This window comes from Rhizobium sp. RSm-3, from assembly GCF_001854685.1.
Taxonomy (GTDB): Bacteria; Pseudomonadota; Alphaproteobacteria; order Rhizobiales; family Rhizobiaceae; genus Rhizobium; species Rhizobium ecuadorense.
Window position 1 is genome coordinate 147,292 of the sequence record NZ_MAWZ01000059.1, and the last position, 19,013, is coordinate 166,304.

At 60.1% G+C, this 19,013-nt stretch carries 17 protein-coding genes; 5 read left to right on the forward strand and 12 right to left on the reverse strand.

Annotation, left to right across the window (positions count from 1 at the left end):
- Nucleotides 1–26 precede the first annotated feature (26 nt).
- The 8 genes from BBJ66_RS30875 to BBJ66_RS30910 form a co-directional block, all read right to left on the reverse strand.
- On the reverse strand, nucleotides 27–851 hold the full coding sequence (locus BBJ66_RS30875; RefSeq protein WP_049732117.1) for an MBL fold metallo-hydrolase: 825 nt from the start codon (nucleotides 849–851) through the stop codon (nucleotides 27–29).
- 57 nt (nucleotides 852–908) lie between these two features.
- Nucleotides 909–1,937: a sugar phosphate isomerase/epimerase family protein gene (locus tag BBJ66_RS30880; RefSeq protein ID WP_190238041.1), complete on the reverse strand. Its 1,029-nt coding sequence runs from the start codon at nucleotides 1,935–1,937 to the stop codon at nucleotides 909–911.
- A gap of 128 nt (nucleotides 1,938–2,065) precedes the next feature.
- Complete coding sequence (gene iolE / locus BBJ66_RS30885; RefSeq protein ID WP_071092922.1) at nucleotides 2,066–3,004, reverse strand: myo-inosose-2 dehydratase; 939 nt, start codon at nucleotides 3,002–3,004, stop codon at nucleotides 2,066–2,068.
- Nucleotides 3,005–3,043: 39 nt separating this feature from the next.
- The gene (locus BBJ66_RS30890; protein WP_049732115.1) at nucleotides 3,044–3,532 is read right to left on the reverse strand and encodes a hypothetical protein; all 489 of its coding nucleotides are present in this window, start codon (nucleotides 3,530–3,532) and stop codon (nucleotides 3,044–3,046) included.
- On the reverse strand, nucleotides 3,529–4,647 hold the full coding sequence (locus tag BBJ66_RS30895) for a ferritin-like domain-containing protein (RefSeq protein WP_049732114.1): 1,119 nt from the start codon (nucleotides 4,645–4,647) through the stop codon (nucleotides 3,529–3,531). Before BBJ66_RS30895 ends, BBJ66_RS30890 begins: the two co-directional genes overlap by 4 nt.
- A gap of 98 nt (nucleotides 4,648–4,745) precedes the next feature.
- A complete protein-coding gene (locus tag BBJ66_RS30900; RefSeq protein WP_071092924.1) occupies nucleotides 4,746–6,617 on the reverse strand; it encodes a GMC oxidoreductase in 1,872 nt (623 codons plus the stop codon).
- Nucleotides 6,618–6,713: 96 nt separating this feature from the next.
- A complete protein-coding gene (locus BBJ66_RS30905) occupies nucleotides 6,714–8,141 on the reverse strand; it encodes a glycoside hydrolase family 15 protein (protein ID WP_071092926.1) in 1,428 nt (475 codons plus the stop codon).
- Between the two features lie 247 nt (nucleotides 8,142–8,388).
- Nucleotides 8,389–8,733 (reverse strand): helix-turn-helix domain-containing protein, encoded by a 345-nt coding sequence (locus BBJ66_RS30910; protein ID WP_012490137.1) that lies wholly within the window; start codon nucleotides 8,731–8,733, stop codon nucleotides 8,389–8,391.
- Between the two features lie 179 nt (nucleotides 8,734–8,912).
- Between BBJ66_RS30910 and BBJ66_RS30915 the strand changes: the two genes are divergently transcribed.
- Nucleotides 8,913–9,551: an acyl-homoserine-lactone synthase gene (locus BBJ66_RS30915; protein ID WP_071092928.1), complete on the forward strand. Its 639-nt coding sequence runs from the start codon at nucleotides 8,913–8,915 to the stop codon at nucleotides 9,549–9,551.
- Between the two features lie 162 nt (nucleotides 9,552–9,713).
- Entirely contained in the window at nucleotides 9,714–10,439 is a 726-nt protein-coding gene (locus BBJ66_RS30920; protein WP_049732109.1) for a helix-turn-helix transcriptional regulator, read from the forward strand.
- A gap of 16 nt (nucleotides 10,440–10,455) precedes the next feature.
- Here the strand turns inward: BBJ66_RS30920 and BBJ66_RS30925 are convergent, their stop codons facing one another.
- Entirely contained in the window at nucleotides 10,456–10,920 is a 465-nt protein-coding gene (locus tag BBJ66_RS30925; RefSeq protein WP_003575601.1) for an Lrp/AsnC family transcriptional regulator, read from the reverse strand.
- A gap of 126 nt (nucleotides 10,921–11,046) precedes the next feature.
- Here BBJ66_RS30925 and alr point away from each other — a divergent pair, with 126 nt between their 5' ends.
- The 3 genes from alr to BBJ66_RS30940 all read left to right on the forward strand — a co-directional run bounded on the left by alr (nucleotide 11,047) and on the right by BBJ66_RS30940 (nucleotide 14,593).
- Nucleotides 11,047–12,180 carry an alanine racemase gene (gene alr / locus BBJ66_RS30930; RefSeq protein ID WP_071093099.1) on the forward strand — a complete coding sequence of 378 codons (1,134 nt, stop codon included), beginning with the start codon at nucleotides 11,047–11,049 and terminating at the stop codon, nucleotides 12,178–12,180.
- 30 nt (nucleotides 12,181–12,210) lie between these two features.
- Complete coding sequence (locus BBJ66_RS30935; protein WP_071092930.1) at nucleotides 12,211–13,491, forward strand: D-amino acid dehydrogenase; 1,281 nt, start codon at nucleotides 12,211–12,213, stop codon at nucleotides 13,489–13,491.
- Nucleotides 13,492–13,573: 82 nt separating this feature from the next.
- The gene (locus BBJ66_RS30940; RefSeq protein ID WP_071092932.1) at nucleotides 13,574–14,593 is read left to right on the forward strand and encodes an AraC family transcriptional regulator; all 1,020 of its coding nucleotides are present in this window, start codon (nucleotides 13,574–13,576) and stop codon (nucleotides 14,591–14,593) included.
- A 122-nt stretch (nucleotides 14,594–14,715) separates the two neighbouring features.
- On the opposite strand, the gene BBJ66_RS30945 is transcribed toward BBJ66_RS30940, so the two are convergent.
- From BBJ66_RS30945 to BBJ66_RS30955, 3 genes are all read right to left on the reverse strand, one after another.
- The gene (locus tag BBJ66_RS30945; protein WP_083335667.1) at nucleotides 14,716–16,386 is read right to left on the reverse strand and encodes a globin-coupled sensor protein; all 1,671 of its coding nucleotides are present in this window, start codon (nucleotides 16,384–16,386) and stop codon (nucleotides 14,716–14,718) included.
- A 296-nt stretch (nucleotides 16,387–16,682) separates the two neighbouring features.
- Nucleotides 16,683–17,402, reverse strand: a complete 720-nt coding sequence (locus BBJ66_RS30950; RefSeq protein WP_071092934.1) for a helix-turn-helix transcriptional regulator — start codon at nucleotides 17,400–17,402, stop codon at nucleotides 16,683–16,685.
- A 159-nt stretch (nucleotides 17,403–17,561) separates the two neighbouring features.
- Complete coding sequence (locus BBJ66_RS30955; RefSeq protein ID WP_071092936.1) at nucleotides 17,562–18,893, reverse strand: aspartate aminotransferase family protein; 1,332 nt, start codon at nucleotides 18,891–18,893, stop codon at nucleotides 17,562–17,564.
- Nucleotides 18,894–19,013: the final 120 nt, after the last annotated feature.

The following is a 19,013-nucleotide window of genomic DNA, read 5'->3' on the forward strand; positions in this document are numbered from 1 at the left end:
CCCCTGTTGACGACAATTGACGTGTATTAGAACTCGCTCGCGTTATCGAATAAGCGCGGTATGTATATGTCGAATATTCCGGGGCATTTCCGCTCGGGAAATCTTTCCAGCAGGAAGTGCTTGAAAGCATCATTGGCGAGTCCGTTGCCGGCGGCCTCCATGGCGACGGACAAATACTCTATATTTTTGGCAACCTCGTTTTTGTCAGCCGGAAAGCCGTGACCGGGAAGGAACAGGTCATAGTCGGACAGCAGCATGCCCTGCAAAATCCCGATCCAATGCTCCATGTATTTCGTCAGATAAAGGTGCGTTCCGCTGTAGATCAGGTCTTGCGCAATAAAAACGCCCACGTCCGGAAGACCTATGGTGAGGAGAAAATCGATCTCCGTATCAACGACTTCATCAAATACGTATTTGACCCCGTCGATGATCTCGTGGCCGGCGCGGACGGTTTTTTCGGGAATGACCAAGCTCTTCGGAGCGAGGTTGCCCAGTTTCCAATGGTCATTCAGGGACTCCTGGCCATGCTGCCTCAGGAACTCCTTCGTTTCCGGCAATGCATGAATCGGAATATCGCTGAATGCGGCTCCCAGGCCGAACCAATGGTCGGGGTGCCTGTGCGACAGGTAAATCCGGTCGATCTCCTTGCCGATACTGTCGGCATACGCTCTGAATTGCAACGCATAGGGGACGAGGAATTGCCCATCGACAAGAACAAGCTTGTTCCTGCTTTCGATGATGTGCGTTGCATTGGCGATATTGTCATCCGTGAAAGCTGAAATGAACGTATGAATACGGACATCGCCTGCTCGCCTGACGATTTTAATGGGATCCGGCAATTGCGCCACCATAGGTATCTCCCTGATTGAATGGTCGTTTGCTGAGGTTTGGCGTTTGCGCGCGCGCCATCACGGATGAGATCGACGGCCGTGGGACGCGATCTTTTCCTCCAATGTCCTCAGGGCGGCACGCGCAACGTCGTAGGCGCTGTCGACATCAGCCTCCGGCGCGTCCTCGCCGGGCCGCCAGAATCGTCTGCGCGTCATTCTCATCGAGCTCTCGAAGGGGGGAATCGCGTTAAAGACTTCGACGAGATAAGGGCCGGAATAGACCGGCTCGATTTCGTCCAGCATGATCTCCCAGGGAATCCAGCTGTCTTTGACGGCGCCCCGGTCCGGCGCTGAGATGTGAACGTAATTCAGCCGGCTCTGCCGTGCGGCACGGGCGACATTTTTCCTGAAGGTTGCCGGCCCCTGGCTTTCCATCACGACCTGGGCTGTATCGATCGTGACGCCACAGGCCGGAATGTCGGCGCTTTCGAGGAAATCCAGTGCTTCCGAGACCATGGTCGGTCCGGGCGTTTCCCAATTCTTGACGGGTTCTATGGCGAGCTTCACCCTCTTCTCGGCGGAATATTGCGCCAATTCCCGGAAGACGGAGGCTGCCGCTGCATATCGTGGCTTCATCCAATCCTGAAGCGCGTCGCTCCAGATCCCTTCACCGCCATCCGTCAGCGGAAAGATACCATAGGGGTACAGGAACGGCCCCGACATGATCGTATTCTCCCCGCCCAGCACCGAGGTGATGTCGACGCGGGATTTGAGATAGGACAAAGCCTGCTTGCGCTGTTCCTCGTAGGGCGAGGTCGGATCGAAGGTTCGCGTGGTCCCCACATTGGTTGTGAACTTCACATCCCGGAAGCCGGCCTGATCGAACGCTCGTCTGAGGCTGATATAGCTTTCGACCTCAGCGTGATGATCGGCATACGCCGGTCCCGGGGCGATATGCACATCGAAGCCGGTGTAGCCGATCTCGGTAAGAGCTTTCAGATGTCTGACGAGAACCTGGGTATAGCCCGCGTCATTCGGCCTCAAATCGGCTGTAAACATAAAGAAGCTGAAATATATATCGCGCCTGCGTGCCTCTTCCATCTTCATCGCTCCAGCTGTGACTATCCAGTAATGCGTGGTTCAGGATGGTGTCCCGCCCGGCATTGTGATGAGGCGAGATCCGTCCCCGCCTCCTTCACATCGCCATCGGGCTGAAACAAACGCTCCGCGTCGGGCTACCATCCAAGCAGCTTGCGCAGATATTCGCGGCCCATTTTCGCGTATTGCAACGGATTGGCCTTGGCCGGGTCCTGCTCTGCCTCGACGCAGATCCATCCGGCGAAATCCGCCTCGGCCAACGCATCGAGGATTTCCGGAAAGGTCTCTATGGAGCCGTCGCCGGGCACGGTGAAGATCCCCGCCTCGATCCCTTGCTGGAAGGACAAGCCGTCGTTGTGAATGTTCTTAACCACCTCGGCGCGAATGTCTTTCAGGTGAACATGCTTGATGCGGTGGGCGTATTTTCTGGCCAGCGCCAGCGGATCGACGCCGGCAGCCGCCTGATGTCCGGTGTCGAGAAGCATGTTGACCAGGCGTGGATCGGTCTCGTCCATGAGCCGGTGGATCGCTTCCGTCTTCATCACTCCGGTCCCCAGATGCGGGTGATAGCAGAGCCGGCGGTTGCGGGCCCTGGCTTTCTCTCCGGCGGCATGCAGGCCTTCGATCAGTTGTTTCCACTGGTCCTCGGAGAAATCGGGGCAATTCGGAAACAGGGCGACCGGGAGCGGATTGACCGCCCCGCCAAACTCGGCGACGACAAGATCCGCCCTGCGCGGATCGTCGCTGCCGCCTTCCATGGCTTCGAGGAAGTCGAGCTGAGCATCGACGTTTTCAAGCGTATGACGATTCATCGCCTTGATGGTGAAATAGGTGCTCACCCAAGGCTCGGAAATCCGCAATCCCCTGAGTTCGAGGACAGGCCGCAATATTTTCGGATCCGTCGGATATTTATGGCCGACGCCGCATCCGACATAGCCGGCGAGCGCCATTTCACTCAGAGCCTGCTCGTAGGGGATGCCGATGTCGATGTTGATGAAATCGTCATTCCACCAGAGCGTGGGGATGACACCGAGCCAGACCTTGGAGGGCGTCAGTCGATGCAGATGTGTCGTCATGGCAATGATCCAGTTCTGTGAAGACAAACGGAAGCGGCGTCAGGTCAGGTTGTGGAATCGAGAGCCGGAGAAAGCCGGAATTTTCGGCGGAGAGGCCCAGGAGCCGAAACCGGGCCCCTTGGCGCCTGCAGGGTGGGCTCCGATCGCCTTCCAGAGCAGACCTTCGACATAGGCGTCGGGAGAAATGACGAAGGTGATATTCGCAGGCTTGGGGCCAAAGCGCTCCGTCCAGGTGGTGGGCAACTCGAACCAGGTGCCGGAATACCAGAGCTTGATCAGCGCACGGGCCACGTCTCCCAGCAATTCATTGCCGAGAATGGTCGTGCGAACGGCCTGGATACGGGCCTCACCTTCCGGCGGCGGCAGGGCGGTGAAAGCGGCCAGCAACGCGTCGGTGATCTCGCTGCCGACCACCTTGTCGAGCGTGGCGAGATAGCGTTCCGCCAGGCCGGTTCCCAGAAGATCGAAGTGGGAGAAGGCTGTCAATTCGACGGAGATACCCAGAAATGGTTCGAAACGGCTGCTCATGCGTTCACCTCCGCCTGCCGGGTGACGGCTGGCTGTGTCATACCGCCGGGGATCTCATAGGTGGGGCTGCCGTTCTTACCGGGATGCTTCGGCAGCGGATTGCGGATGAGTTCGAGAATCATGTTGCGGAATTCGAACATCATCGGAACGGCTTCCAGCAGCAGGTTTGGCTGGCCGTTATAGGCACGCGTCAAAAGCTGGAGAAATTCGCCATAGCGCGTGTTGAAGGCGATCGCCGCCTCACGCAGTTCCGAACCTTCGAGTATATCTTTTAATTTCAGGTTCTCTTTTATGGGATAGGCGCCCTCCCAATCGACCTGTAAGTGCGGACCCGTGGGCTGGCCGGGCTGGTCGCCCTTCTGGTAGTAGCGGCCTTTGACCAGCTCCTCGAAACGATAGTAATGGGCCAGTTCGTGGTCGTTGTCGTCGTAGATACCGCCGCCGTCGCCCTCGCCCTGTTCGATGATGAGCTCGATGGCTTCCTGGGCGCTTTTCAGATCGGTCACGGGAAACAGCTCGCCGCCGCCGGAGTAATAATATTCCGAGGTGATCTGGCGCGACCTGTCGCCGGTAAAGATAGTTGTGCCCGCCCCATGCGCTTCGGCTTCCAGATATTTGATGCCTTCCGCAATGGCCGAGTAGAACTCGCCGATACTGTAGAAATGGAGGTCCTCATGGCTCGGATGGCTGGCAAGCGCGGTGATGTCGGCGGGAGTTTTGCGGTACATCAGGCCCTTGCCGACGAGATGTTCAGGACGCTGGGCCGGCCGCTCGATTTTCAGGAAAGTCGCCAGCGCCTCACGGCCGAATGCCTGGATGCCGACCTTGAAATCGGTCTCGCCGTCCGGCAGGGCGGCGGGATAGCTGGCTACGAAGTCCGGCCTGACAAGATCCGGCTTGCCGCCGATGGCATTGAGAATATTGGCCGCGATCGTCAGATGCAGCATCTCTTCCACCACGATCACGCGCAGAACCTGGGTCGCATCCTGGTTGACGCCGGGCTTGATCGAGTAAAGCGCCGTCAGATACGGCGGAATCGTCGCATGTTCGAGCTGCATCGCCCGGTAGAGAAACTCTTTCAGCTCATCGAGCGTCTTAATACTGTAAGAATACATGCTCAGGGCTCCATGAAAGATAAGTTGGGTGCACCGGCCGGCTTCGTGTCGCTTGCGTCGAGATCGGTTCGTTCCGCGCAGCGGATGCCGGTTTTCGTTCAATGCAGAGATTTCAGAATGTCGCGACCGCTTCGGAAACACATGGCGGCCAGCGTCAAGGTGACATTGGCCGTGCCGATCGTCGGCATGCTGCCGCCGCCCACGAGATAGAGGTTTTCGTGGTCCCAGCTGCGCTGGTTCTTGTCCACGACGGAGTTGGTCTTCGTCGTTCCCATGATATGAGTACCGGCCAGATGATTGCCGCCGCGGATCGCATAGCCTTGCCCCTCATAGGCCACATAGCCGAAATCGCCGGGGTCGTAATGGGTATGGTCCTGCGCGCCCATGCGGGTAAAGACGGTGCGCGCAAACTGGCGGCCATAGGCGGCGCCCTTCATGGTATATTCCGGAACCGTGAAGGACAGGATGGGCCGCATGTTGCCCAGAGCATCGGTATATTGCGGATCCACCGCGATGCGATTGCTTTCGACGGGCATGACCTCGATCATGAACGCCAGCAGCAACTGCCGCGAAACCTGGTCGATCATGCCGCGCCGAAGATCCGCTCCGTAAAGGTTGCGATCATCCACCAGTTCGAGAAGGTCGGAGGTCGGCGCACCCGTGGCCCAACCCCAGCCGTCGTTGTGGATATCGATGGCGAAGGCGGCTTGCCTTTCCCGGAAAGGGCCGTCCCGCAGGTCGACGATACCACCCGTCGAACTGGTTCCGCGCATCGTGCCGCAGATTTCCGGCATCAGCGCCCAGTTCAGCAGATAGGCGTGGTCCATCAGATTGCGTCCGACAAGACCGCTGGTGCTGCGCAGGCCGGAGGCCAGCATGAGGCGCGCCGTTTCGATGGCGCCTGCCGCAAGCACGAAAACCTTGCCCTTCACGGTGATGGTCTCGTGGGCCGGTGAGGCCGGGTCCTGGTAAATCTTGACCTCGAGAGAGCAGACTTTCCCGCTATCCGGGTCGATGTTGACCTTCGATGCGACCGCCTGCGGCAGCAGTTCGACAAGCCGCTCGCCCCTTTCCCCGTTTACCGCGAACGCCTTGGCAAGCGTTTTGCCGGAGTGGTAGCGCGCTTGCACGGGACAGAGCGGTACGCAGTTGGTGTTGCCCTGGCAGCGGCCGCCCTCTTCGACCTGATGCGTATCGACGGCGCCGATCGGACGGTAGCCCTTCCCCCCGTCATAGGCCGGGTTTGGTATGCTGTTGCGCCCCTGCGGATAGGGCCTGACCTTCAGGGGATATGTTTTGTCGTAAAGTTTGACGCTGGTGCCTTCGATGCCCTTGTTGACCTGCTGATCCAGATAGGAAAGCGGCAGGCCGCGCATGGGAAAGACATAATCGTCCGGGAAAGTCTGCCCCAGATATTGCTGATCTTCGACATTCGCCGACACGCCGATTTCCCGCTCGGCCAGGCGGTAATCCTCCTCGACTTCCTCAAAGCTCAGCGGCCAGTCCAGCCCTTGGCCGAAAATGGTGCGCGTCTTGAAATCCGAGCGAAGCAGACGGGGCGTTTTCGCCTCCCAGTGCATGGTCGTTCCGCCGAAAATACGGGTATATGTCGTATCACTGACATAAGGGCCGGATTGAACGATATAGCTCGAGCTATCGGTTTCCCCCGCCTGCAGCTTGCGAAGCTGCGGGCTGCGGGGCATGGCCGCGTTCGCATTCAGCGGAAAGGGCGACTGGTTGTCCTTGGAGGCGGCCGAATAGAAAGTCGTCAGCAGATTGTCGTAGCCAGCCAGAGTGCTATTGGCACCGGTTCCGGCTTCAAGGATAAGGACACGCTTGCCCGCTTCCGCAGCCTGCTTGGCAATAATGGCGCCTGAAATGCCGCTGCCGACGATCACGATATCGTAGTCGCCAGACTCTGCGACAGTCTTGACATCGGCCTTTATCGCCGATTCGAGGGGAAAAAGCACTTTAGTCCTCCATTAATCCCGGAAAGCCGCATCAGGCTTTGCGGATCATGCCGTTCTGGACTCAATCGAGATCTCAGGCCGGACGGCCTGAAATCGTCATGATTTCGGGCCGCGGGAGTTTCGGGGTTTGGACTTGGCTGGGGCGGCGGCGGAGCGGGCTCTGACTGCCGAGAGGAAGGAGGCATAGCTCCAGGTCAGATTCCTGACGCTTTTCTCATAGCCGACGGTTCCGTCGAACTGTTCGCTCAGCTCATAGTGATCGCTGTGATAGATGATGGCGCGCAGCATGACGTCGGACGAAGCCCGCAAGGCTGCCGACGCGTCGGCGGCGCTGCTGGATGCGCCGAGTCCCAGTTCCGCGAAGAAGGGTTGGGAGAACTGATCGAGGGGGAGGGCGCCGCTGGCCTCGATGGCATTGGCAAGCCGATATTGAAACTCGGCGAAGTTGGCGGTGCACAGAGCCCAGGGATGCCCGCCGGCAACCGGAGCCGCCACATCGCCATCGTAATGATCTCCTGGATAGCGCCCGAAGAGCGGTCCGAGCCCCCTGGCCGCATCGGCGCCATTGACCGGATAATAGTTCGAAGACGAAGGATCGGCCCACTGGCGCCGCAGGATGGCCGCCGTTGCCAGAAGCTTGGTATCGGTCGGCTCGATCCCGCCATAGCAGACCGAAGAGACGATATCGATGTTCGCGTCGTAGCCGGCTTGCTCCGCGGCATCCAGAATGCTCACATAGAGCTGCCCGTTCCAGTGGGTGGCCAGCTGGCTTTCCAGCCAGGAGATGGCATCGGCCACCCCGGCAGGCACCGCAATGCCGATCGTGTTTGTGGAAATTTCCCGGAAAAAGCGCAGCTGTACGGCTCGTGCGAAAAACGAATAGCCCTCATATTCCTCCCAGAGATTTGTGGTCTTGTTCTGGTAAACTTCGAGAAGATAAGAGAGGTTGGTCTCGACCAATTGTTTGGCGATCGTCTGCGTGGCGCCATCCAGCTGATTGAACAAGGTCATGATCGCAATCGACTGAATGGCCGGCCCGTCATTCTGCTCCGACCACGGACGAACCTCGCCGGTGATGGTGAAGCAGGCGTGGCCAAGTGTGACGGTCGCGGAATTCTTCGCATTCGCCTGGCAGAGCGCGGCGAAGTTCACATAGTCGACCAGGCTCGGCAAAACCCCGCCCGAAACGGGCAGCAAGCCGGCAAGCGCGATCTCGATGGCCGTAATCGCCCCGTCGCGGACCCAGTTGAAAACATAGTCCTGGTCGACGCCCGGCGTGTTCGCTGGATAGGAGGGGGCGGCGATGACGCAGCCGGGGGCGGAGAAGACGCCGGGCGATGCCGGATCCTCGATGACATAGCCATCGCTGGTGATGTTGCGCATCATCAGAAGAGAAAAATAGCGCGACAATGCGACCAGATCGGTCTGCGCAAAGGCAGGCCGCGGTTTGACTGTCGGCGCATTGGCGCCGATATGGGCCGGGTTCGCACCCGTCATTGACTGACTCCAAAGCGCAACTGTCATTGACTGTCTCCAAGATCGGTTGAGACTTGCCGGGACCAGATCGAGAAATATTCCGGACCCGGATGGGAGAAATATTGCGGCCGTATGGGCGTTGAGAGTGAACAAAGGTCTCTGCGGCGGCGAGGGGAAGATGCTGGCCACCCGCCGCCGCTGAACCTTTAACTAGAAATATCGGCGACGATCTGCTTTTTATCAACCTAAAGCTGTTGATCTCAGGTCAAAAAATCTCAGAGAATTGCGCCTGGCGTTACGGGTGCTCCGGCGGGATGGATTCAACCAGCCCGACGAGATTGGACCGCGTTGCCGCAGACCGGTTGCGCAACGCCAGAACCATTTGCAATTCCGTGGCGGAGATCGCGCTGTTCCTATGCCAGTCCATCGTGCCTCGCCCGAGCAGCAGCCAGTCGAGGGAGACATCCAGCAAGTCGGCGAGCGCGCAGGCGCTCTCCAGCGAGGTATGGCCGCCATTCTGCCAGCGTGAGACGGCGGCGACGGACACGTCCAGTTCGGCCGCCAAGGCGTGAACTTTCCGGAACTTGCCGCGGGATATCGCCTCTCGAATACGTTTGCCGCGTGCCATGTCATGGGTCATCAAGAATCCTCCCGTTGTTGCGTTAAAATTGGCAATTACCAAGAGCTTTCGATCGACGAATATCAGAGATTTCTTATGGAAGGGGACGGCAAAGCCAAGCACCGGTCAACCTGGTGAAATATCCAGATTGCGCCCGGCCGGCCTCCTGTTGAAACGTCGGCACATCAGGAGGGACGGATATGTTGCGGATACTCACCAAAGACATGCTCGAGACCGATCGACGGGCTTTCGACGAGATGTTTCGGGCTCGCGCCGCCGTTTTTCGCGATCGGCTGGGATGGCAGGTCGATGTCCGGGATCAATGGGAGAGGGACCGATACGACGAGGCCGAGGATCCCGTCTATCTCGTCACGCAGCAACCTTCCGGCACGCTGACGGGTTCGTTGCGCCTGCTGCCGACCACCGGAGCAACGATGCTCAAAAGCGAGTTCCGGCATTTTTTCGATCAGCCTATCGACGTCGATAGCCCGACGACCTGGGAATGTACCCGCTTTTGCCTTCATCCGCATGCCGGACACACGGAGCAATCGCGCGCAGTCGCCACGGAACTGCTCTCAGGGCTTTGCGATCTTGCGCTCGACACCGGTATCGAGAGCATTGTCGGCGTCTATGACGTCGCGATGGTCGCTGTGTACCGGAGGATCGGCTGGAAGCCGACGCCGCTTGCCCGATCCCGGCCCGAGATCGGCAAGCTGTATGTTGGCCTATGGGATGTGACGGCGGACAATTGTCGAACCCTTCGGGCCAACCTGTCCCGGCTTCTGGAGCAAGCCTCTCCCTATCCTGCCAAAGCCCTTGTCGATGGCGGCGTGCGGTAGGCGCCGTCGCTGTCCCAACGCCCAGCAGTGGGATAGGTCTCTCCAGTCTTTAACCTGTTCTTCATGTCGCGCCATGGTTGCCAAAAAATATGCTGTTCTCGGCAATCGCGAAATGTTACCACTGCGAGCAGTTAGGAAAATACGCAACCACGAGTCCATCTCATGCTGAGCAGTTCTCGTTTTTTCTACTGTCTGGACCGGATCTCGGCATCGCCGACATTGCGGGATTTGGAAACGACGCTGGATGAAGTCCGTCACATCTATGCGATATCGCATATGGTTCTGCATGTGACCCGCTCCTCGGGGGCGGCCGACAGCAATCCATTGCTGATGCTGACCTATCCGCCCGAGTGGGTGAAACAATATCGTGACCGGGACTATTTCAGCATCGATCCGGTCGTGCGTCTCGGCAGGCGCGGCTTCCTGCCCGTGGAATGGTCCGCATCGAAATGGGATTCAGGCCGAGCCTATGGCTTCTTCAAGGAGGCCATGGCTTTCGGCATCGGCCGTCAAGGCGTGACTCTGCCGGTGCGAGGACCTCAAGGGGAGCGATCGCTGTTTACGGTCACGTCCAATCATCCCGATGCCTATTGGCGGCAGTTCCGCATGGACAGCATGCGCGACCTGCAGTTTCTCGCCCACCATCTCCACGACAGGGCCATGGTTCTGTCGGGCCTGAGGGAGATTGCGGATTTTCCGCAATTGTCGCGCCGGGAACTGCAATGCCTGGAGATGACCGCCAGCGGCCTTATGGCAAAACAGATCTGCGCCCGCCTGTCCATTTCAGTGAGTGCGGTACAGCTCTATCTCGCCTCGGCACGCCGGAAGCTGACTGTCGCGACGACGAGCGAAGCGGTCGCCAGGGCCACGGCGCTTGAATTGATATGAACGTGGGGATCGCGTCTCACCGCCGGCCTCTGGTGCGCGTCGCCAGAACATTGCGGATCGAGAAGCTGGAATGAATCCTGAGAACGCCCGGCAGGGTCGATAGTATTTCCTTGTGGATCCGCTCGAACTCGCCCGGACTGGCGACCTCCACGCGCAAGAGATAATCGGAACCGCCCGTCATCAGAAAACATTCCCGGATCTCGGGATGCCGGCGAACCGCCGCCTCGAAGCGGTCGAGATGATCCTCTGTCTGTCGCTCGAGCGTGATGTTGATGATCACGGCGATCATCTCGTCGGCATTGCCGGTGTCCACCAGCGCCGTGTAGCCGCGGATCACCCCTGATTTTTCCATGATCTTGATGCGCCTGAGGCAGGCCGATGGCGACAGGCCGATCTCGGCGGCGAGCTTGGCATTGCTCATGCGTGCATCGAGGCGCAGCAGTCTCAGGATATTGCGGTCGATCGAGTCGAGGGCGGGCATGATGGATTATTCCGAATTTTCGTTGATTATGCAGATAATAGGTAAATCGTGCAATAATAGACTGCTGATTGATAGGCAATTTCGCGCATTGTTTCATAAACTTTCTTGAGATCGAGAGGGATGGATATGGATAGCGGTATTTTGGTTTCCCGCACACGCACCACGACGACCGCGCAGGGAGCCACGGGCTATCTGACGATCGATCTTGCCGCGCTTGGCCGCAACTACCGCAAGCTCGTATCGATGCTGGCGCCGGTCCGCGCGGGGGCGGTCGTCAAGGCCGATGCTTATGGCCTCGGCGCCGAGCGGGTTGCGAGAACGCTCTACGGCGAAGGCTGCAGGCATTTTTTCGTCGCCCAGTTTGTCGAGGCCGTCAGGTTGCGGCCAACCCTTGCCCGCGATGCTCAGATTTTCGTGTTGAACGGCTTGCAGCCGGGCAACGAGATCGCCTGCGCCGAGATGGGCATCGTCCCGGTTCTCAACTCTCTCGCCCAGTGGCGGCAATGGTCGGCGGCGGCGCGCATACTGAAGCGCTGCCTGCCTGCCGTGCTGCAATTCGACACCGGCATGTCGCGGCTCGGCTTTCCCCGGCAGGAACGAGCCGAGCTGGCCGCAGCGCTTCGCGACGGCAGCAATGTCGAAATCCTGTTCATCATGAGCCATCTGGCTTCAGCCGACGATATGGAGAGCGACCAGAACGGCGAACAATGGGCCGAGATGTCCCGCATTGCCGATGAATTTCCCGGCTTCGACATGTCCTTCGCCAATTCCGGCGGGGTCTTCCTCGGCGATGCCTATCATGGCGTGCTCGCCCGCCCCGGCATCGCGCTTTACGGCGGCGCGCCCAACACCGGCGAGGCGAACCCGATGGAGCCGGTCGTCAGTCTCGACGTCGCCGTCGTGCAGACCCGCACCGTGCCGGCAGGCACCAAGGTCGGCTATGGCGGCGCGCATGTCGCTGAGCGGGAAATGCGTCTCGCCACCATCGCCGCCGGTTATGCCGATGGTCTGCCCAGGTCGCTCAGCGACCGCGGCGCTGTCTATGTCAACGGCATCCGCTTGCCGATCGTCGGCCGCGTCTCGATGGACAGCGTGACCGTCGACGTCTCGGCACTGCCCGAAGGCACCCTGACACTGGGCAGTCTGGTCGAAGTGCTCGGCCCGAACCAGACGCTCGAGGACATCGCCCGCGATGCCGGCACGATATCTTACGAAATCCTAACCGGTCTGGGCGATCGTTACGACAGGCAATATCGCTGAGAGCCCGGCGGCTCCATCATTGGGAAGATCATGAAAGTCATTGTTCTGGGTGCCGGTATCGTCGGCGTCACATCCGCTTATCAGTTGGCGAAATCAGGCCACGAGGTCACGGTCGTCGACCGGCAGAAAGGCCCGGCGCTGGAAACGAGCTTTGCCAATGCCGGCGAAGTCTCCTTCGGCTATTGCTCGCCATGGGCAGCGCCCGGCATTCCGGCGAAGGCGATGAAGTGGCTGTTCATGAAACATGCGCCGCTGATCCTGCGCCCGAAGCTCGACATGGCCATGCTCTCGTGGATGGCGCGGATGCTGTCGAATTGCACCTCCGAGCGCTACGCGATCAACAAGAGCCGCATGCTGCGGCTTGCCGATTACAGCCGCATCGCGCTGGCCGACCTTCGCGCCGAGACCGGCATCGCCTATGACGAACGCATGCAGGGAACGCTGCAGCTGTTCCGCACGCAGCAGCAGCTCGACGCCTCGGCCAAGGACGTCAAGGCGCTGGCGGCCGACGGCATTCCCTATGAGGTGCTGGACCGGGACGGCTGCATCCGCTTCGAACCGGCACTGAAACACGTGCGCGACAAGATCGTCGGCGGCCTGCTGACGCCGAAGGACGAAACCGGCGACTGCTTCAAATTCACCAATGCGCTGGCCGCCAAAGCCGAGGCGCTCGGCGTCCGCTTTGCCTATGGCACGACGATCAAGGCGCTGGATGTCGAGGCGGGCCGCGTGCGCGGCGTCATCACCGATCGCCATCGCGATGGCGACGGCGATCGCGAGCGCGAGCGGATGAGTGCGGATGCGGTGGTGGTTGCGCTCGGCAGTTATTCGCCGCTGCTGCTCAAGCCCTTCGGCATCAGATTGCCGGTCTATCCTGTGAAGGGCTATTCGCTCACCATCCCGATCACCGATGCGTCGCGCGCACCGGAATCGACCGTCATGGACGAAACCTACAAGATCGCAATCACCCGGCTCGGCGACCGCATCCGCGTCGGCGGCATGGCTGAAATTTCGGGCTATACCAATGATCTCGGGTTCGCACGCCGCAGCACGCTGGAACATTCGGTCACCGATCTTTTCCCCGGCGGCGACGTTTCCAAGGCGTCCTTCTGGTCCGGCCTGCGCCCGATGACGCCGGATGGCACCCCGGTCATCGGCCCGACCAAGATCATCGGCCTCTTCCTCAATACCGGCCACGGCACGCTCGGCTGGACGATGAGCACCGGTTCGGCGCGGTTGATCAGCGATCTGGTCGGCGGCGCCAATCCGGAAATCGACGCGAAGGATCTGGCAATTAATCGATATCACTGAAATATGCCGGGGAACGAAAAAAGAAAACATATGATTGCGGAAATCAACTATCACTCGCGATCATTGTCTTTCGAGGTCGCGCATGTCTCATATTTCTAATATGCCAGCCCATAGCAGCTCCCTCCACGATCCGGCGAGGCAGAGCCCGTTGTTTTGGGAGACGGCCTTCAGCGGCACGGACCCGGACGCACTCTCGGAAATATTGTCGACGCCGAGCTCCCCGATCAAGGCCGCGGCGCAAGCCGGCACGCCCATCGCCTACTACTGCAATTTCATCTCGACGGAAGAGCTGACCATCGCCGACTGTGCCTACGACGGCACGATCTCGCTCAAGCGCGAGGCGCCCAACGGCAAGGTGATCATTTTTCTGCCGATGGAGGGGAATGCCGTCTTCGATGCCGGGAAGGAACAGATCCATTCGATTCCCGGTCGCGGCGCCATTCTCGGGGCTGGCCGCGCCTCGGGTTCCCGCCTGATCGGCCCGCGCCGCCATCTCGGTCTGTTTGTCGATCAGGCGAGGATCAACAGGCAGCTGACGCATATGTTCGAGCGAACGATCAGCGGTGACACCGATTTTCATCCGACCATCGATCTGACGAACGGTTCGGGGCTCGTCTTGCAGCAACTCGCCGCAAGCCTCCATCGCGGGCTCAGCGGCGAGGGGCCGCTGCAGCAGTCGCCGCTGGCTCTGCGCGCGCTCTGCGACGCAATAGTCTACCTGCTTCTGGAGACCTGTCCCCATCGTTATTCGGAGGCGCTTGCGCTTCCCGCGCCGGCCCCGGCTCCTCGCCACGTGAAATGGGCCATCGACTTCATGCGGGAACATATGGCCGAGCCGATTTCGCTGAACGACATCGCGACCGCAGCCAAGGTCAGCGTCCGCACCTTGCAACAGGGTTTCCGGCAGTTCAGGAATACCACGCCGATGGCCTACCTGCATGAACTCCGGATGCTTGCCGCCCATCGCGATCTGCTCGAATCCGGCGCGAGACAGGCCGTCGCCGACATCGCGCTCAGATGGGGGTTTACCCATCTCGGGCGATTTTCAGCCGAGTACCGCAAGCGTTTCGGTCAACTGCCGTCGCAGACCTTGAGGGCCTGATCGCGACAAGGCTGCTCATGACCGGCCGCATCTTCTGCGGATGGGCATGAGCAGGATCTTGGCTTCGTGTCAGCGGGCAGCGATGATCTTAGCCGGTCTGCGGTCGAGACCAGCCGGCGGCATCAGAACTCTTCCCACTCGCTGCTTGCAATGGCGGCGTTGCCATGGCTCGGATAGGCCGCGCCGAGTTTTGCCCGCAACGCGCGCGCCGGCGAGGCAGCTGTCGAGGGGCTGTTTGCTTGTCGGGCCGGGCGCATCTGGGATGCCGCAGATTTGCCAATGTGGAATTCGCTCAGCATCTGAGCGATATGGCCGACCTGTTGGACCAGGGCATGGCTCGCCGCGGTCGACTGCTCGACCATGGCGGCGTTTTGCTGGGTGCCCTGATCCATCGCGTTGACGGCAGTGTTGATCTCGTGGAGCGCCGTTGCCTGCTCGCTCGACGCCCTGACGATGGCGCCGATGTGCCGGTCGATCTCCTGGACCTCGTCGACGATCACCGTCAGCGTCTCGCCGGTCTGCCCGACCAGGGACACGCCCGCCTTTACCTGTTCGCCCGAGTTGTTGATCAGCCCCTTGATCTCTTTTGCCGCCTTGGCGGAACGTTGCGCCAGTTCGCGAACCTCCTGGGCGACGACGGCGAAGCCCTTGCCGGCCTCTCCAGCGCGCGCCGCTTCGACGCCGGCATTCAGCGCCAGAAGGTTGGTCTGGAAGGCGATTTCATCGATGACGCCGATGATGTTGGAGATCTCCCGCGACGAGCTGTCGATCGCCCCCATCGCGGCGACGGCCTGCTGGACGATCTGGCCCGACTTCTCGGCGCCGATGCGGGCCTTTGCGACCAGTTGCCCCGCCTCTTCCGCGCGCCGGCTGGAGTCCTTCACGGTGGTGGTGATCTCCTCGAGCGCGGCCGCCGTCTCCTCGATGGAGGCGGCCTGCTGTTCGGTTCGCTTGGCAAGATCGTCCGCGGCGGACCGGATCTCCTGCGACCCCGCATTGATCTGCGTAGCAGACCCGCTGATCTGCTCGATCGTCGTCGACAGCTGTTCCAGCGCATTGTTGAAGTCGTCACGCAGGGCGTGATAGGCTTCCGGTAGATCATCGTTGATCCGGTAGCTGACATCCTTGGCGGCAATCGCTGCCATGGCTCTGCCGAAAGTGGTGCCGACAAGCTGCCGCTCCGCCTCGATTGCGTCGGCCTGGGCCTTCTGCTTGGCGATCTCCGCCTCGTCGATATAGACCGAGATGGCGAGATCCATATCCAGCATGACAGCCTTGACGAGGCTTGCCAACGCGTTGCCGAACTCCGCCGGCTTCATCGTTTTTTTCGAGAATACCCCGCCCTTGGGGACCATTTCCTCGACGGCGCGGTTGATCAGATGATCGACGATGATCGCGTAGCCGCCGATATACCACTGCGGCTCCAGGCCGATGCGGGCGTGGACGGTTCCGATCGTCTTGACCTTGGCGACATAATCCTCGTTGAAATTGCCGTCGGCGATATTGACCCAGTGGCCCGCCTGCGCACCCTTCGCGCGGGCGATATTCTCCTCCGTCGAGAAGAAGCGACTGACTTCCGGGCTCTTGCGCAGCTGAGCGTAGAACTTGTCCAATCCGTGCGGCAGTTCGCGTTCGATCAGCGTCTTCAGAGCGCGGATGCCTGCGCGTCCCTGATGGTCGAGCTGCATGAAATCGAGACGGCGTTCGACGCTTCGGCTTTTGGTTTTGGCGGCTCCGCTGTCGTAACCGGGAACCGAATTGCTGCTGGCATGCATATGAGAGTGACTCGACATTCTGACCTCAACTGAAAACCGTAATTGGGCACGCGCCGCAATCACATCGAAGCCCGTCGTCATGTCGGAACTGGGCGTCTACCCGCCTGATCGATGACCCCAGAAATGGGATAAGGTGGTTTATTTGCGGTTAACCAAACCGACCCCCCAAATTGATTTTCGTCAAACGCTTCGTGATCTGGATACTCTCTGCGATTTTTGAATGGCGAGCTTCGAGCCGTCCGGCTGCAGCATACGTCCGAACGAAAAAATGGCCCCGTTTCGCGGAGCCGTTTCATGATTCGGAGTTCCGGGCGTCAGCTTATCAGTTGCCGGCGGATCGCTTCGGCAATTGCATGGGCGCGATTGGCCGCCCCCAACTTCTTCGTCGCGCTCTTCAGATAGCTGTTGATGGTTTCCGTTTGATAGTCCGACGCACCGGAAATTTCCTCGCTGGTGAGCCCTTTACCCGCGAGTTCGAGGCAGCGGAGTTCGCCGCTGGTCAGGCGAAGGACGCCGGCGGCAAAACGGTCCATCAGCGGCTTGGTGATCGCCCGATGCAGCGGCTCGGCAAAGAAGACAAGCAGTTCCTGTTCGCTCGCGGTGAACGGCTTTTCTCGCGTGAAGCAAACCCCTGCGTAGACAAAGCCATTCCGTGAGAGCGGAATCTGTATTCGCCGCCCGATCTCATAGGATCGCAGCAAATACCGGAGGCGTTGGGTCGGCGCCACGATATCGAAGGCTTCTTCTTCCGTCAGCGGCGTCGTTCGTTCGAGCGAGTGGACGACAAGCGGATCGGACAGGCCGAGCTTTTCTCCAAAATAGGTGTCGATATAGGCGGGCGGCATATCGGTATCGATGGAGCGGCCCCTCCCTATCCGATATCCTTCAAGATCCAGTCCACCGACGGCGATGTAGCGGAAATCGACGGCCTTCCTCAGTTGTTCCAGCAGATCGCTGTTGCGCAATTGCCGGTGAGCGGGAACCTCGGAAAGTTCCCTGAAATGGCAAAGGCTTTCAATTGAGGCGCACCCCATCGGGCCCCCGATTCGCGGCTGGTTAACGATTAACCCCGACTCTGGGGTCTGAGAGTTAATAAATCTTTACGTTCGACCGTGAGTGCCTGGCAGGATGCAGTCTTCCGACCCCGAGCGTGCTGCCCGAGGTCGTCGTGTCGATATTTTCCGTCGACAGGTCTATGCGGCGCGCTTCAGCGCGTCGGCGATCGTCGAGACGATCGTGTCGATCTGGCCCTTCTCGATGATGAGCGGCGGTGAGAGCGCGATGATGTCGCCGGTCACGCGGATCAGCAGGCCCTTGTTGAAGCAGTCGACGAAGACGTCGTAGGCGCGGGTTCCCGCTGCGGCTCGGGGCGCCAGCTCTATCGCGCCGACCAGACCGAGATTGCGGATGTCGACGACATTGGGCAGGTCTTTCAACGAATGCAGCGCCTCCTGCCAGTGGGTGGCAAGCTCGGCTGCGCGGGTCAGCAGCCCTTCCTCCTCGTAGATTTCGAGGGTGGCGAGCCCGGCTGCGCAGGCGACCGGGTGGCCGGAATAGGTATAGCCATGGAAGAGCTCGATCGCATTTTCCGGGCCGACCATCAGGCCATCATAGATCTTGCGGCTGGCAAAGACCGCGCCCATCGGGATCGCGCCGTTGGTGAGGCCCTTTGCCGTGGTGACGAGATCGGGCACGACGCCGAAGTAATCGACCGCGAAAGGCGTGCCGAGACGGCCGAAGCCGGTGATGACCTCGTCGAAGATCAACAGGATGCCGTGCTTGTCGGCGGTTGCACGCAGCTTTTCCAGATAGCCCTTCGGCGGCAGGACCACGCCCGCCGATCCCGACATCGGTTCGACGATGACGGCGGCAATGGTCTCGGCGCCGTGCAACTGCACCAGGCGTTCCAGGTCGTCGGCCAGTTCCACGCCGTGGGCGGGAAGGCCCTTCGAAAAGGCATTGCGCTCGACGTCGAGCGTATGGCGCATATGGTCGGCCGGTATCTGCGGGAAGACCCGCCGGTTGTTGACGAGGCCGCCGACGGAAATGCCGCCGAAGCCGACGCCGTGATAACCCTTCTCGCGCCCGATGATGCGCGTGCGGGTGCCCTGGCCGATGGCGCGCTGATAGGCAATGGCGATCTTCAGCGCCGTATCGACCGATTCCGAACCCGAGCCTGTGAAGAAGACCCTGTCGAGCTTGCCGTCCGGACCGCCCGGCGCATTCGCAGCCAGCTTCGCGGCGAAGTCGAAGGCGATCGGATGGCCCATCTGAAACGTCGGAGCATAATCCAAGGTCGAAAGCTGCCGCTCGACCGCCTGGGCGATCTTCTTGCGGCCATGGCCGGCATTGCAGCACCAGAGCCCGGCGGTGCCGTCAAGCACCTGGTTTCCATCGACATCGGTGTAATACATGCCCTCCGCGGTGGCCAGAAGGCGCGGCGTGGCTTTGAACTGCCGGTTCGCGGTGAACGGCATCCAGAAATTTTCGAGTACGGGCGCGTTCGTCTTGCTGATCTGGTCCATGCTGGCCTCCGTTGAATGGCGGGGAGAATGGCAATTTCTCCCTGTCAAACAAGTCCTTTTCTTCTGCGGTACAAGTCATTGAAACTCAACGGACATGCGGATATGTTTTTCGATATTCTG

Excerpts from the sequence above, each read along its gene's own strand:
- BBJ66_RS30875 (WP_049732117.1), bottom strand. The coding sequence starts at position 851 with ATGGTGGCGCAATTGCCGGATCCCATTAAAATCGTCAGGCGAGCAGGC.
- BBJ66_RS30880 (WP_190238041.1), bottom strand. The coding sequence starts at position 1,937 with ATGAAGATGGAAGAGGCACGCAGGCGCGATATATATTTCAGCTTCTTT.
- iolE (WP_071092922.1), bottom strand. The coding sequence starts at position 3,004 with ATGACGACACATCTGCATCGACTGACGCCCTCCAAGGTCTGGCTCGGT.
- BBJ66_RS30890 (WP_049732115.1), bottom strand. The coding sequence starts at position 3,532 with ATGAGCAGCCGTTTCGAACCATTTCTGGGTATCTCCGTCGAATTGACA.
- BBJ66_RS30895 (WP_049732114.1), bottom strand. The coding sequence starts at position 4,647 with ATGTATTCTTACAGTATTAAGACGCTCGATGAGCTGAAAGAGTTTCTC.
- BBJ66_RS30905 (WP_071092926.1), bottom strand. The coding sequence starts at position 8,141 with ATGACAGTTGCGCTTTGGAGTCAGTCAATGACGGGTGCGAACCCGGCC.
- BBJ66_RS30910 (WP_012490137.1), bottom strand. The coding sequence starts at position 8,733 with ATGACCCATGACATGGCACGCGGCAAACGTATTCGAGAGGCGATATCC.
- BBJ66_RS30915 (WP_071092928.1), top strand. The coding sequence starts at position 8,913 with ATGTTGCGGATACTCACCAAAGACATGCTCGAGACCGATCGACGGGCT.
- BBJ66_RS30920 (WP_049732109.1), top strand. The coding sequence starts at position 9,714 with ATGCTGAGCAGTTCTCGTTTTTTCTACTGTCTGGACCGGATCTCGGCA.
- BBJ66_RS30925 (WP_003575601.1), bottom strand. The coding sequence starts at position 10,920 with ATGCCCGCCCTCGACTCGATCGACCGCAATATCCTGAGACTGCTGCGC.
- alr (WP_071093099.1), top strand. The coding sequence starts at position 11,047 with ATGGATAGCGGTATTTTGGTTTCCCGCACACGCACCACGACGACCGCG.
- BBJ66_RS30935 (WP_071092930.1), top strand. The coding sequence starts at position 12,211 with ATGAAAGTCATTGTTCTGGGTGCCGGTATCGTCGGCGTCACATCCGCT.
- BBJ66_RS30940 (WP_071092932.1), top strand. The coding sequence starts at position 13,574 with ATGTCTCATATTTCTAATATGCCAGCCCATAGCAGCTCCCTCCACGAT.
- BBJ66_RS30945 (WP_083335667.1), bottom strand. The coding sequence starts at position 16,386 with ATGTCGAGTCACTCTCATATGCATGCCAGCAGCAATTCGGTTCCCGGT.
- BBJ66_RS30950 (WP_071092934.1), bottom strand. The coding sequence starts at position 17,402 with ATGGGGTGCGCCTCAATTGAAAGCCTTTGCCATTTCAGGGAACTTTCC.
- BBJ66_RS30955 (WP_071092936.1), bottom strand. The coding sequence starts at position 18,893 with ATGGACCAGATCAGCAAGACGAACGCGCCCGTACTCGAAAATTTCTGG.